At 68.6% G+C, this 12,730-nt stretch carries 12 protein-coding genes and 1 tRNA gene; 4 read left to right on the top strand and 9 right to left on the bottom strand.

Annotated features, from left to right (window positions below; translation table 11 throughout):
• Positions 1-288: IS30 family transposase (locus tag Ae505Ps2_RS11065; RefSeq protein WP_170917122.1), on the top strand; the 288-nt coding region annotated here is incomplete at its 5' end.
• A gap of 272 nt (positions 289-560) precedes the next feature.
• On the opposite strand, the gene Ae505Ps2_RS31115 is transcribed toward Ae505Ps2_RS11065, so the two are convergent.
• The 8 genes from Ae505Ps2_RS31115 to Ae505Ps2_RS11030 all read right to left on the bottom strand — a co-directional run bounded on the left by Ae505Ps2_RS31115 (position 561) and on the right by Ae505Ps2_RS11030 (position 9,457).
• A complete protein-coding gene (locus tag Ae505Ps2_RS31115; RefSeq protein ID WP_139320162.1) occupies positions 561-3,395 on the bottom strand; it encodes a hypothetical protein in 2,835 nt (944 codons plus the stop codon).
• Entirely contained in the window at positions 3,396-4,238 is an 843-nt protein-coding gene (locus Ae505Ps2_RS31110) for a hypothetical protein (protein WP_139320161.1), read from the bottom strand.
• A gap of 342 nt (positions 4,239-4,580) precedes the next feature.
• Positions 4,581-4,835, bottom strand: coding sequence for a hypothetical protein (locus tag Ae505Ps2_RS11055; protein ID WP_075550149.1), 255 nt, complete (start codon positions 4,833-4,835; stop codon positions 4,581-4,583).
• Between the two features lie 253 nt (positions 4,836-5,088).
• Positions 5,089-5,164: transfer RNA gene (locus Ae505Ps2_RS11050), tRNA-Ala, on the bottom strand.
• Positions 5,165-5,216: 52 nt separating this feature from the next.
• Complete coding sequence (gene glpR / locus Ae505Ps2_RS34210; RefSeq protein ID WP_349289846.1) at positions 5,217-6,425, bottom strand: gephyrin-like molybdotransferase receptor GlpR; 1,209 nt, start codon at positions 6,423-6,425, stop codon at positions 5,217-5,219.
• 235 nt (positions 6,426-6,660) lie between these two features.
• On the bottom strand, positions 6,661-7,326 hold the full coding sequence (locus Ae505Ps2_RS11040) for a GNAT family protein (protein ID WP_075308419.1): 666 nt from the start codon (positions 7,324-7,326) through the stop codon (positions 6,661-6,663).
• Between the two features lie 5 nt (positions 7,327-7,331).
• Entirely contained in the window at positions 7,332-8,552 is a 1,221-nt protein-coding gene (gene glp, locus Ae505Ps2_RS11035) for a gephyrin-like molybdotransferase Glp (protein ID WP_082375558.1), read from the bottom strand.
• A gap of 2 nt (positions 8,553-8,554) precedes the next feature.
• On the bottom strand, positions 8,555-9,457 hold the full coding sequence (locus Ae505Ps2_RS11030; protein WP_020627027.1) for a UTP--glucose-1-phosphate uridylyltransferase: 903 nt from the start codon (positions 9,455-9,457) through the stop codon (positions 8,555-8,557).
• A gap of 36 nt (positions 9,458-9,493) precedes the next feature.
• Between Ae505Ps2_RS11030 and Ae505Ps2_RS11025 the strand changes: the two genes are divergently transcribed.
• The 3 genes from Ae505Ps2_RS11025 to Ae505Ps2_RS11015 all read left to right on the top strand — a co-directional run bounded on the left by Ae505Ps2_RS11025 (position 9,494) and on the right by Ae505Ps2_RS11015 (position 11,353).
• Positions 9,494-10,141: a 5-formyltetrahydrofolate cyclo-ligase gene (locus Ae505Ps2_RS11025; RefSeq protein ID WP_083695547.1), complete on the top strand. Its 648-nt coding sequence runs from the start codon at positions 9,494-9,496 to the stop codon at positions 10,139-10,141.
• A 107-nt stretch (positions 10,142-10,248) separates the two neighbouring features.
• Entirely contained in the window at positions 10,249-10,602 is a 354-nt protein-coding gene (locus Ae505Ps2_RS11020) for an FmdB family zinc ribbon protein (protein WP_075308421.1), read from the top strand.
• 100 nt (positions 10,603-10,702) lie between these two features.
• Positions 10,703-11,353 (top strand): SAF domain-containing protein, encoded by a 651-nt coding sequence (locus Ae505Ps2_RS11015; protein WP_075308423.1) that lies wholly within the window; start codon positions 10,703-10,705, stop codon positions 11,351-11,353.
• Positions 11,354-11,415: 62 nt separating this feature from the next.
• Here the strand turns inward: Ae505Ps2_RS11015 and Ae505Ps2_RS11010 are convergent, their stop codons facing one another.
• Complete coding sequence (locus tag Ae505Ps2_RS11010; protein ID WP_075553599.1) at positions 11,416-12,726, bottom strand: acyl-CoA dehydrogenase family protein; 1,311 nt, start codon at positions 12,724-12,726, stop codon at positions 11,416-11,418.
• Positions 12,727-12,730: the final 4 nt, after the last annotated feature.

Here is a 12,730-nt window from a genome sequence, read left to right as displayed (position 1 = left end):
CTGACCTGGGACTGCGGGGCGGAGATGGCCGGCCACGCCGCCGTCACCAAGGGGTCGATGCCGGTGTACTTCGCCCACCCGCACTCGCCGTGGGAACGCGGCAGCAACGAGAACCTCAACCGCATCGTGCGCGAGTACTTCCCGAAAGGCACGGAAATCACCTCGGACCCGAAGTATCTGGCGATGGTGGCTTGCGATATCAACGACCGACCCCGTAAGATCCACAACTGGAAGAAGCCCTCCGAGATATTCGCCGAACTCGTTGAGCTAGATGCTTCGACCGCCTGAATTCGCCCTTCGCCACGACTTGGCGCACCTGAGGGACTGCGGCGTGGAGTGCTGCACGTCGCTCCGTGAACGACGCAGGGAAGAGGCCGTGCTTGATAAACTACTGGGCATTGTAGAGCTCAATTACGTCAGTCACGACGACATTACTTCAGTACGTCCGAAACCTTCAGGAAGCTCGACAGGGTCTTCCACCTGACAATACGCACCGTAGTCGTTGACGCCATAGACCTTTAGCCTTCGATCAGACGGAGACCCGGCGGACTCATCCGTACTCACGATGTCAACGCCCGGACTTCCGATTCGAGCTGTAGGTTTCCTTGCTCACCAAGCTGGTTCATGTACCGCTCCGCGTCCGCTTTCAAGTTCGCGTCACCAGATGTGATAGCAGCAGCCAATATCTGCGGAACCGCGTCACGCATAAGACCATAGCTCGTGAGACCATCCTCGTCCTGGACAGCGAGCAGCAAGCGAAGCACATCGAAAGCCGCATGGGGATCTAGGGACGCCGAGGACCCCAGCTCCTCGCTGATCATGTATCGCTGCCTACCAAGCGTAGGATCGAGCGACGCCACTTCCTTGAGTCTTGGCAGCCACCAGCCAGTTTCAAACTTCCCGCTCTTGACCACCCAGTAGAAGCCGCTCAGCTCCTCCTTGTCGGCAGGATGCTCCCGCACATGTTCAAGCCTGCTGTCCCACAAGGTGGCGAATTTGTCACGAATTCCCGACGAAACCTCGTCTGCACGCATGAAACGCCAGGCTACATGTCCCATCGCTCCACCCCGCACGTCAACTGGCGCCTCGGAGAAGAAGACCGTCACTACTGGATCGTCAAGAGTCTGTTCGCCACGAATGACTGCTTCGACGAGCCAGCCCCCAATTTCCTGAAGCGGATCGGTTTCCGTTCGCCATCCCACTGCGACTGCCTCAGTCGACCTGATTGCTCCGATCATGGCAGGACCAAGCAATTCGAGCAACTGCTTGTGGTACCGATGAGTCGCTACTGCAACGCTGAGTGCAAATTGCTGATTCCTGCTTGAGTCTTCCTCAGCGCCAAACCAATCCCCGCGCCGCAACTCGACCCACTCCTGGTCAGCAATGAAGAGTCGGGCCAACCCCTCACCCAGCACGGCGCGGGATGCCCCGTACGGGTCATCTCTGGCGAGCTCGTCCTCAAACGCGGAACGAGCTGCCTCGAACCAGCCCGTCTCAGACCCATGCGCTATTAGATGAGTGAGACCACGCAGCCAGACTGGCCAGCGCCAGTTGAGCGATAGGGTCAGCGCATCCATGCTGCTGTCTTTAGCGCCGACGACATACCGCGAGAATTCCGTCTTATCGTTGGCGGCCCCAAGAAGAAGCTCAGCAACCTGATTCAGAATACTTACCGGTACCAGTACGTTGCTGCCTTCATCTCGCTTCTTTGCGAGCTCCTCAAGAAGCCCCACAACGGCTTCCTTCGCTGGCCGAAAGTCCAGATCCTCATCAAATCTTCCCCCTTCGGCCGGAAATCCAGACTCATCACTGTGTGCAAGAATCTGGCGCGCCGTCAAGAGCACTTGCTCCCAATTCAGCGTCAGACCCGCTTTAACTGCCGCTTCCCAGCCCTGCATAATGCTCCGCAGGTACGTAGGGCGTAGCCGATCTACGAGACCCTCAACGCCAGCGATCGCGTCTGGGCTCGTAGTCAAGAGCGCGGCGACACTCCGGCCTTGACCCTCATGCGACGGCTCAGGCCCAAACCCATTGCCAGTATCGTGCCAGCTTTCCAGATGAGCCACCAGCTCGTTGGGACTCATTAACGACATCTCGTCCTGAGTGATCGGACTATTTGGCCCCGTCCAAGAAGTGATCGTGCTCGACGGCTCTCGTGGCGACTCAATTACTCCAAGCCGAGCGTCCAGCTCAGCTAGCCTGTCACGCAACTCAGCAGGTAATGCGTCGCTGCCTATCGCCGCAAGCCACCGGTGCATCCAAGCGTCTTGGTACTGCAAGACGCTCTTGTTGATGGCGGCCGGATCGTCGGTCTCGCGTGCGAGCCACTCACGGAGACGTTCGTCGTCTAGTCGCGCACAAGCCAAGTCGAGCGCAGTGGCAAGCTTCTCAAGAGAGTCGGGACGTCGCTTAGCGAATGCCCGTGCAAGATCGGCGTAGTCGATTCGGCATCCTTCAGATAGGGACGGTTCGTCTAGGAGAAGCTCGTACGCTACATCCAACAGGGGAGCCATGCCGGATTCGTCAACGTCCTGCTCGATTGCCTCGCTTAGCGAGAACAGTGCAATCTTTCTAGTCAGAATCATCTTCGTATCGAGAAGCAGCGACCTCGACTTCTGCGGGTCCTGCTTCATTGCCGTTATTGCCAAATCGCGAACTGCATCGATAAGCGCTTGCTCGACATCTTCGTACTCGCGGTCACTTACCCGTATGGAATCTCTCGCGAAGTAGGATATATCCGACTTCTTACTAAAGTGTCCATTGCTACGCTCGAACACCACGAGCCAGGGCAGTACGACAGCAAGGCCCCCACCGCCGAGCTTCTCGACGAGCCGGGGCAACTCGTGCGCGTACCAATATTCCTCCAAAGCTGTGCCAGTCTTGTCGAGGCGCTTGGTCTTCATAGGCTTAAAGAGCAGATTGGCAAACCATATCCCCGCCTCGCGTTGGCCGCCGCTCAGGAGATTCGTGGCGAAGCCGACCAGATGTCTCGGGTCGGTTCTCCAGCCGAAGCCAGTCGACACCCAGAAATTAATCAGAGGGCGCAGCCTCACCGCCTGATCGGCCGGGATCGAAGATCCGACCTCGAACACGGCCCGCTTCACCCAAGCATTATTACTCTTAGTGAGCTTCACCAGCACGTCGACGACATCAACTGGCACCTCATTGGAGACGCGGACAAGATAGTCGATCTCTGGCCAGTAGATGTCCCGGACACTCCCGTCGTCAAGCACTTTTGGCTCAGGGGGATTGGCGAAGGCGCCCTGCTTCGCGAGAGCCTTCACCCATAGAGGATTTTTCAGGCCCTCGAAGAATGCACGTCTGAGCTGGAGGGTGGGGATGCGCCGAAGCACCTCCTTCAGTTGCTCGTCGGTTGGTTCTCGGTATTTCTCCATTTAGCTGCGCTCCTCACCGGTATAGTTAATATCATCAAGAAGATCTCGCACAGTACGAACATTCTCAAAGAACACACCCGCCCGCACCTCGATTACGTCCTCCACAATGCGAATCTTGGTAAGCAGGTCCTCATCGCTTGGCAGATCTCGATGATTTTCGGAGTCGCGGTCGAGATGGGCCCACGAAACAAAGAAGCCATAGGTAGCATTCCATTGCTTCAGCACGGGTACCTTGGCGGTTTCATCCCCGGCCAGCAGAGCGGCCGCATTTCGCGTGTTGCGCCCATCCTCTTTCGCCGCAGTTTTGATCAGAGAGTCAAACGCCTGCGCGACGGCCCTTGGGACGGGGAGAATATCCTGATCCGCAGACAGATCCAGATCCGGATGCTCCGCAAGCAAGCGCGGCAACTTCCTAGTTAGAGAACCCGAGGAAGGATCTGGTCGCGGCTCAAGCTTGTCCAGGATCAGCACTGGAAGGTTGATCATTAGTTCGCGTATGCAATGGCAAATCATGGATACCCGTGCTACTTCAAAGCCGACTTCCGGCTTGCCCCGGAGCAAGTGCAGCGCTGACCGATACATGCCTGCCAATCTGGAGCCCCGCTCTTCCAGGCACTTGGCAACACGCTCTTGCCGCTCGTCTAGCGTCGTGGGCTCCAGCATCACGGCATCCCGAGGCAGATGCGTCGCGACGTGTTCCCCTGCCCACATGACAGGAATTCCTGTTCCGGCTCGGGCTGCGATGACACGTAATCGACCTGCACAGACGAAGATCCTCTCGGGCTGGACCGCGGCTACCCCGATATCCTCCCGCACGGCACCGACAGTTCCGGCGACGGCCATCTACGCGGCGCCTCGCTCCTGGCCCGCGTCTGGTGTCACCTCGTCCTCCAGCACCTACACGAACGCCACGCCGGACTTGGCGAACACCCAGCCTCTACGCAGCGGGAAGGAGCGCAAGCACCCGCACTACCTGCGCGGCACCATCTACTGCGGACACTGCGGCGAGCGGCTCGTCTACACCCAACGCAACGGCCGAGACGGGTGCTACCGCTACTACGGCTGTGGCAAGAAGCGCCGGCCTCGCGCAACTGCGCGAGCAAGATCGTGCGGCTGGACAAGATCGAGGACGGCATCGCCAACCTGTACCGCCGCCTCCAACTCCCGGCCGACGAGGTCCAGCGGCTACGCACCGCCGCGCATGCCGAAATGGCCGGACAGTCGGCCGACTCCCAGCGGCACGCCGCCCAGGCCAACCGCCGCCTGGCTGCCCTCGGCGAAGTGCGCGCCAAGCTCATGCAGGCCCACTACGCCGAGGCCATCTCCCTCGAGATGCTCAAGGCCGAGATGAACCGGCTCCCCCGAGCCATCTCTGCCACCGAGCAGGAGGTCGCCTTCGCGAACGCCGAACTGGCCGACGTCGAGAAGATCCTGGAGCAAGCGCTCATCGTGGCCGGTAGCTGCTACCAGCACTACGAGGCCGCCCCGCCGTTCGTGCGGCAACAGATCAACCAAGGCTTCTTCGAAAAGCTCTGGATTGGACAGGACGGTGCCGTCGAGAAAGCCGAGCTGACCGAGCCGTTCCGGGTGCTGCTGGCGTCTGACACCTGGGTGTCAGAGGCAACAGATGCAAACGAAAACCGTCGCCATCCGGACGGGGATGACGACGGTCAGGGTTCGCATAATCTAGCTTTGGTGGAGCTGAGGGGAATCGAACCCCTGACCTTCTCGATGCGAACGAGACGCGCTACCAACTGCGCTACAGCCCCAGGTGTATCAGGCCCGCCCTCGCGGGCCGACCTGAAGAACCCTAACAGACCCCTACTCCCCCACCGCACGCCGGTGGGGGGTACCCGCGTCGAACTCGTCGGGCTCCTCCTCGGCGTCCACGTCGACCAGCGACGTCCCGGCCGGGACGGGCGGCGGCGGGGCCGCGGCGAGGCGCGGGAGCGACGACTCGTGCTCGGTCCCGACGGGGCCCTCGACGGTGCGTCCGCGGGCCGGGAGCACGCCCAGCGGCTCGCCGGTGCCGCGGACGCGGGTGGGCTCGCCGTCGTCGGCGGTCCAGTCGTCGTCCTCGTCGGCGCCCGCGGTGTCGGGGGCGGCGGTCGCGCGGATCTCGTCGTCGGCCCGTCCGGTGGAGGCCTCACGGCCGCGGTGGGCCCACTCGTCGAGCTCGGGGTCGTCGGCGGCCGGGGACTGCCGGGTGCCGGCCAGGCGTGCGGCACGGCGGGCCCGGATGCCCTCCTCGATGCGGACCTGGCGACGCAGGTAGGTCAGGTAGCCGACCAGGCCGACGCCGACGGCGCCGGTGACCCACCAGAACACCGTCGAGACCAGCAGCGCGGCCGCGCCGGCGGCGAGCAGCAGCACGAGCAGACCGAGGACGACGCGCTGGCGGAACGCGTACTTGGCGTGCGCGGCCGCGGCGGCGGCCTCCGGGTCGAAGCCCCCGCGGCCGGGCCGGTAGCGGGCCGGCGGGCGGGACCAGCCGTCCTCGTCGACCTCGCCGATCCCGTCGGCGTCGATCCCGTGCTCGTCGTCGGCGTCGACGAGGTCGGCGGGTGCGTGGTCCTCGTCGGACCGGGGGTCGCGCTCCCGGTCCGACCGGACCCGCTCGTCAAGGCCGGCGTCGTCGTGGTCCACGAGGTCGTGGTCGAGATCGGCGCGGTCGAGATCGTCATCGCGATCGTCGAGGTCGTCGAGGTCGCGGTCGTCGAGATCGGCGCCCCCGGGCCCGCGGACCCGGCCGTCGTCGTCGATCTCCGCGTCGTCGTAGACGTCCTCGGCGTCGTCGTAGGCGTACTGGTCGGCCTCGTCGGAGCGCCCACGGGGAGCGGGGACGTCGTCCCGCGCCTCCGCCAGCTCGCCGACCGTGGTCGGACCGGATCGCTGTGTCACAAGAACCTCCGGGTGTCGATGCCGCGCGGGACGTTCCAGCACCCGCCCGGACAGCAGCGCCGGGCTGAGCCGGGCCACTTCCTGCTGGCGCCGGGCGACGGTCGGAACGAGGATCAGCAGCCAGAGCACGACCAGACCCACGAAGATCACAGAGCTGGGCACGGCTGCCTCCTCCCCGACCGGCGCAGTCCACCCGGTGGAACGGCCCCGACCCGCGCCACCACCGATCACCGTAATCGGGCGTGTGCCCGTACCCGGGCCGCGACGCGCCGTGGTCCCCCGGACGGACGGTGCGAAACCAGAGACGTGCGGTACACGTGTGACTCCGGTGAGTGATCGAACGAGGTGCGGGGGCTGCGCAGGGTCAGGACCGCGACGCGCGGCCGTGGCGCACCAGCCGGGCCGCGAAACCGCCCGGCGGGACCTCCTCGGCGGTCACGGCGTAGGCGTAGTGGTCGCGCCAGGCGCCGTCGACGTCGAGGTAGCGCTGGAGCAGTCCCTCGCGGCGCAGCCCGAGCCGGGCGAGCACGGCGATGCTGGCCGCGTTCTCCGGGCGGACCGTGGCCTCGACGCGGTGCAGCCGGACCGGGCCGAAGCAGTGGTCCAGGACGAGCGCGACGGCCGCGGTGGTGATCCCGCGCCCGCCCAGCGTCGAGTCCAGCCAGTAGCCGACGTAGCCCGACAACAGCGGTTCCCGCACGACGTTGCCGACCATGACGTGCCCGGCCATCGCCCCGTCGACGGTGATCGCGAACGGCAGCGACAACCCGCGCCGGGCGGCCCCACGCAGCAGCCACCACCGGCCGGGCCACTCCACACCGGAGTTGCGGCGGGCCCACCCGCCGTAGGTCGTCGGCTCCCAGGGGCGCAGGAAGTGCTCGTCCCGCACCCGGATCCGGGCCCAGTCACCGCCGTCGCGCAGCCGGACCGGGCGCAGCCCCACCTCGTGCCCGCGCACCCGCAGCGGCCCGAGCACGGCGGGCCAGCCGGGGTGGCCGCCAGGCGGTTCGGGGACGACGGGCGGCGGCACTCGGCTCAGTTCCGCCCGCGGGGGACGAGCTCGACGTGCTCACCGACGGTCATCTCGGTGACGTCCTCGTCGATGACCGCCAGGGCGTTGACCTCGGACAGCACGGCCAGCAGGTGGGTACCCGACGCGCCGAGCGGCTGGGCGAGCAGCTCGCCGTCGTCGTCGGACCGCAGCAGCCGTGCCGGGATGTAGGACCGCCGCCCGGCCGGCGAGACGATCGGCGAGGTCAGCCGCGCGGTCCAGGTGCGCCGCAGCGGCTCCTGGCCCAGCGCCAGCCGGATCAGCGGCCGGACGAACACCTCGAACAGCACCAGCGCCGTCGCCGGGTGCGACGGGAACAGGAACACCGGCACCGCGTCCGGGCCGAGCCGGCCGTAGCCCTGCGCGGAACCGGGGTGCATCGCGACGCGGGTGTCGTCGATGCCGCCGAGGTCGGCCAGCCCGCTCTTGGCCTCGGCCGCGGTCGTCCCGCCGCCCGCCCCGCAGACCACGACGATCTCCGATGCCGGCAGCAGGTCCTCGACCGCACCGCGGATCTCCGCGGCGCTGCCGCCGACGGTCCGGGGCCGGTTGGTCTCCGCGCCCGCCTCACGGGCGGCGGCGACCACCGCGTGCGAGCAGACGTCGGCGACCTGCCCGGACGCCGCCGAGCGGCTCACCTCCACCAGCTCGTCGCCGACCGAGACGACCGAGACCCGCGGCCGCGGGTGCACGAGCAGCTTGTCCCGGCCCGCGGCGGCGAGCATCGCGACCTGGGCCGAGCCGACGACGTCACCCTCGCGGACGGCGACGTCACCGGACTGGACGTCCTCCCCCACCCGGCGCACGAAGCCCGCCGACGGCACGCCGCGGCGGATCGTGAGGCGCGCGGCACCGCCATCGGTCCACCCCAGCGGGGCGACGGCGTCGGCGAGGGTCGGCAGCGGCGCCCCCGCCGCGACACGGACGGCCTGGCCGGGCTGCAGCCGCAGCGGCTGGCGCGACCCGGCGGCGATCTCGCCCACCACCGGCACGGTGACCGGGGAGGCGTCGCTGGCCCCGGCGACGTCGACGCTGCGCACCGCGTAGCCGTCGATCGCCGCCTGGTCGAAGACCGGCAGCGGACGCGCCGCGACGACCTCCTCGGCGCTGCGCAGCCCCTGCGCGTCGGTGATCGCGACGCGCACCGGGGCCGGGCGCACCGCCACGTCCAGGATCCGGGACAGGTGATCGGTGACCGTGCGCACTCTCAGTCCTTCAGTCGCTCGTTCAGCCAGGTCCGCAGATCCTCGCCGTACTCCGGGTGCTGCAGCATGAAGTCGACGTAGGCCCGCGCGTACCCGGCGGGGTTGCCCAGGTCGTGGCGCCCGCCGCGGTGCACGACGACGTGCACCGGGTGCCCCTCGGAGATCAGCAGCGCGACGGCGTCGGTCAGCTGCAGCTCACCGCCCGCGCCGGGGGTGATCCGGTCCAGTGCGTCGAAGATCGCGCGGTCGAGCAGGTAGCGACCGGCCGCGGCCAGGGTCGACGGCGCCTCGTCCGGGGCTGGCTTCTCGACCATCCCGTGGACCTGCTTGACGTCGTCGGCGCCGGTGTCGGAGACCTCGAAGACGCCGTAGGCCGAGATCTGCTCGCGCGGCACGTCGAAGGCGCAGAGCACGCTGCCGCCGTGCTCCTCGCGGACCTGCGCCATCCGGGCGAGGACCCCGGTCGGGAGGACCAGGTCGTCGGGCAGGAGGACGGCGACGGCCTGCTCGTCGTCGGCCAGCGCCGGGCCGGCCTGGGCGACGGCGTGGCCGAGGCCCTTCGGCTCGTACTGGTACACCGACTCGACCTCGAGCAGGCCGGGGGCGCGGCGGACCTTGTCGGCCAGCTCGCCCTTGCCCCGGCCCTCCAGAGTCTTGACCAGCTCGTCGTCGGTGCGGAAGTAGGCCGCGACCGAGTCCTTGCCCGGAGAGGTCACGACCAGCAGCCGCTGTGCGCCGGCCTCGGCGGCCTCCGCGGCGACGAGCTCGATCCCGGGCGTGTCGACGACGGGGAGCAGCTCCTTCGGCACGGCCTTGGTCGTCGGCAGGAACCGGGTGCCCAGACCCGCCGCCGGGACGACGGCGGTGCGGAAGGCCCCGGTGCCGCTGGACGTCTGCACGCTCATGGTCGGCGAGCCTAGCCACAGCTCTAGCCTGGAGCCGTGACGGCTCGCGCGGGGGACGGGGGTGGATCGTCGCCTGATCAGGGTGGACGACCCGGTGAGGCCAAGCGGGCACTGCGGCGGCTGCTGCTGGCGGAGCGTCGCGGGCGCCCGGTCACCGACCGGGCGGCGGCGACCGCCGCGCTGTCGGTGCACCTGTGCGCGCTCGCCGCCGCGACGCCCGGCCCGGTGGCCTGCTACCTGCCGATCGGCACCGAACCCGGCGGTGCGGGATCGGGGGTGCCGTCACTGCCCGACGCCCTGGTCGCCGCCGGCCACGAGGTCCTCGCCCCGGTGGTGCCGGACGAGCCGGGGCCGCTGGACTGGACCGTCTACCGGGGCCCGGACGACCTGGCGCCCGGGCCGCTCGGGGTCGTCGAACCGACCGGTCCCCGGCTCGGACCCGCCGCGCTCGCGACGGCGGGCCTGGTCGTGGTGCCCGCGCTGGCCGTCGACCGGCGCGGACGACGACTGGGCCGCGGCGGCGGCTTCTACGACCGGACGCTCGTGCTCGCCGCGCCCGGCGCCCTGCTGGTCGTCCCGCTGTACGACGGCGAGCTGCACGACGAGGTCCCGGCCGAGGACCACGACGTGGCGGTGGGAGCGGTCGTCCTGCCCGGTGACGGGGTGGTGCATCTCTCGCCCTGACCGTGTGGACGGGTCGGCCCGCCCGTCGCCGCGGAGTATGCTGGCACTCGCTCTCGTCGAGTGCCAGCCCATGGGCGGGCACCGCCCCAGTTCGTCCGGAGGATGTTGTGCCGACCTACCAGTACGCATGCACCGCGTGTGACCACCGCTTCGAGGCGGTGCAGTCGTTCTCCGACGATGCCCTCAGCACCTGCCCGAACTGCGGCGGGAAGCTGCGCAAGGTCTTCTCCTCGGTGGGCATCGTCTTCAAGGGCAGCGGCTTCTACCGCACCGACTCCCGTTCGGGTTCGGTCAGCAGCGGGTCCTCCTCCGAGTCGACGAAGTCCGACAGCTCCTCGTCGAGCTCGTCCTCGGACTCCTCCTCGTCGGGTTCGTCGGGCTCCTCGTCCTCCTCGGACTCGGCCGGCTCGTCGTCCTCGACGTCGTCCAGCGCCTCGTCCTCGAAGGCCGCCGCCTCCTGATCCGTCCACAACCGGCCGAGTTGTCCACAGGCCGGTGGATCGGCCCGTTCTGAGCCGCGTCCCGCCCTAGCGTCGGAACCACGACGGCGGAGGGACGGTCATGGCGGAGGAGACACAGCGGGCGGACCGCCCGTGGGAGCGGTTGCTGCGGCGGCCCTCCTGGTCACGGGCGTTGCTGGCCCGCCGCGTGCTGGCCGCTGCCCTCACGGTCGCGGCCGTGGTGGTGGCGCTGCTCCCCGCCGCGGGTGACGAGCGGGTCCCGGTGCTGGTCGCGGCGCGCGACCTCGCCCCCGGCACGGCGCTGGGCCCGGGCGACGTGGTCGTGGCCGCCTGGCCGCCCGCCCTCGCCCCCGCCGGTGCGCTGACCGCGCCCGCCGCCGTGGCCGGGCGGCTGCTCGCCGGACCGGTGGCCGCGGGCGAGCCGATCGGTGAGCTGCGGCTGGTCGGGTCCGCGCTCGCCGTCGTCACCGGAGGGCCGGGCGCCTCGGCGGTGCCGCTGCGCCCGGCCGACCCGGCGGTGGCCGCGCTGTTGTCCCCCGGCTCCCGGGTGGACGTCGTGGCGGGCGGCCCGGACGGCGCGCGTGTGCTGGCCGCCCGGGCCGGGGTGGTGGCGGTGCTGCCGCCCGCCGCAGGGGCGGCCGGAGCGCGGGCGGACCCGGGGCCGCTGGTGCTGGTCGCGCTGCCCGAGGCGGAGGCGACCGCGGTGGCGGCGGCGACGCTGACCGGCGAGGTCACGGTGACCCTGCGATGACCGCGGCGGCACCGCGGGCCGCCGGCGTCGGGTGCCCGGCACGCGGCCGGGCACCCGGTCGGTCAGCCGGCGATCGTGCCGATCGACTCGTGCTGCTTGCCGAAGACGACCATGTCGTCGTCCATGATCGCCCGGGGGTTGAACAGCGGGTCGGCGAGGATGCCGTGGACGCGGCGGCGCTGCATGCCCATGTTGCCGCCGTCGTAGATCGGGAGCACCGCGACCTCGCGCAGCAGCTTGCCGAAGCCGTTGGCGGTCTCCAGGCTGTTGACGCCGACGATCTGCATGCACTTGTACACGCAGTCGATCATCATCTCGGTCACCTGGATCTTGTTCATCGCGCCGACCAGCTCGGCGTGCTGGTCGTGCTTGTCCAGGTAGTCGGCGGCCCGCCAGCAGAAGTAGCGCGCCATCTCGATCTTCGACGCGACGTCGCCGAGCACGTAGCCGACGTTCTGGAACTCGATGATCGGCTTCAGGGCGCCCGCGGTGTTGTTGCGGGCGAAGTCCAGGGCAGTCTCGTAGGCGGTGCGGGCCATGCCCACCGCCGCGATCGCCGCCACCGGCCCGGACCAGGCGAAGTTCCGGTTGATCACGAGGTCGCCGTTGCCCTCGGCGCCGAGGAGGAGGTTCTCCACCGGGATCCGGGCGTCGGTGAACACGATCTCGGCGTTCGACGCGAGCCGGTGACCGATCTTGTCGAGGTGGCGGAAGGTGACGCCCGGCGTGCCGCCCTCCAGGATCAGCGCGGACAGTCCCTCGGTGCCACCCGCCTCGGAGTCGGTCCGGACGATGAGGGTCCCGGCGTTCACGCCGGTTTCGTCCCACCCCGCCGAGGACGGCCAGTACTTGCGCCCGTTGACGACGAAGTGGTCGCCGTCGCGGACGGCGGTGAGTCCGACGCCGGCCGGGCGCGGCAGCGGGATGTCGAAGTTCGCGGTGCCGGCCGGGTTGCCGGGCGGCTCGCTCGCGGTCCACCCGCCCAGGTAGGTGCCGGTCGGGTCGGAGGTGGCGGCCCGCAGGATGCGTTCCTTCTGCTCGTCGCTGCCGTACCAGGCGATGGGCATGAGGCCGAGGCCGTTGCAGAGCACGGTGCAGGCGAAGCCGGGGTCGACCGCGCAGATCTCCTCGGCGGCGATGACCAGGTCGACGCAGGAGACCCCTCCGCCGCCGTACTCGGCGGGCAGCATGCACATGGCGATGCCCGCCTTGTACGCCTCGACGTAGGCGCCCTTGGTCATCCGGAAGCCCTCGAGCGGGTCGGGCTCGGCGTCCGCCGCCGCGACGACCGGCTGAAGGACGTTCTCGGAGAACGCACGGACGTCGTGCTGCAGCTTGCGCTGCTCGTCGGACAAGGTGAAGTCGACAGGCATGGCG

It is taken from the genome of Pseudonocardia sp. Ae505_Ps2 (assembly GCF_001932425.1).
Classification (GTDB): Bacteria; Actinomycetota; Actinomycetes; order Mycobacteriales; family Pseudonocardiaceae; genus Pseudonocardia.
Note: the sequence above shows the minus strand (reverse complement) of the source record. Positions and strands in the feature narration are given on the sequence as shown.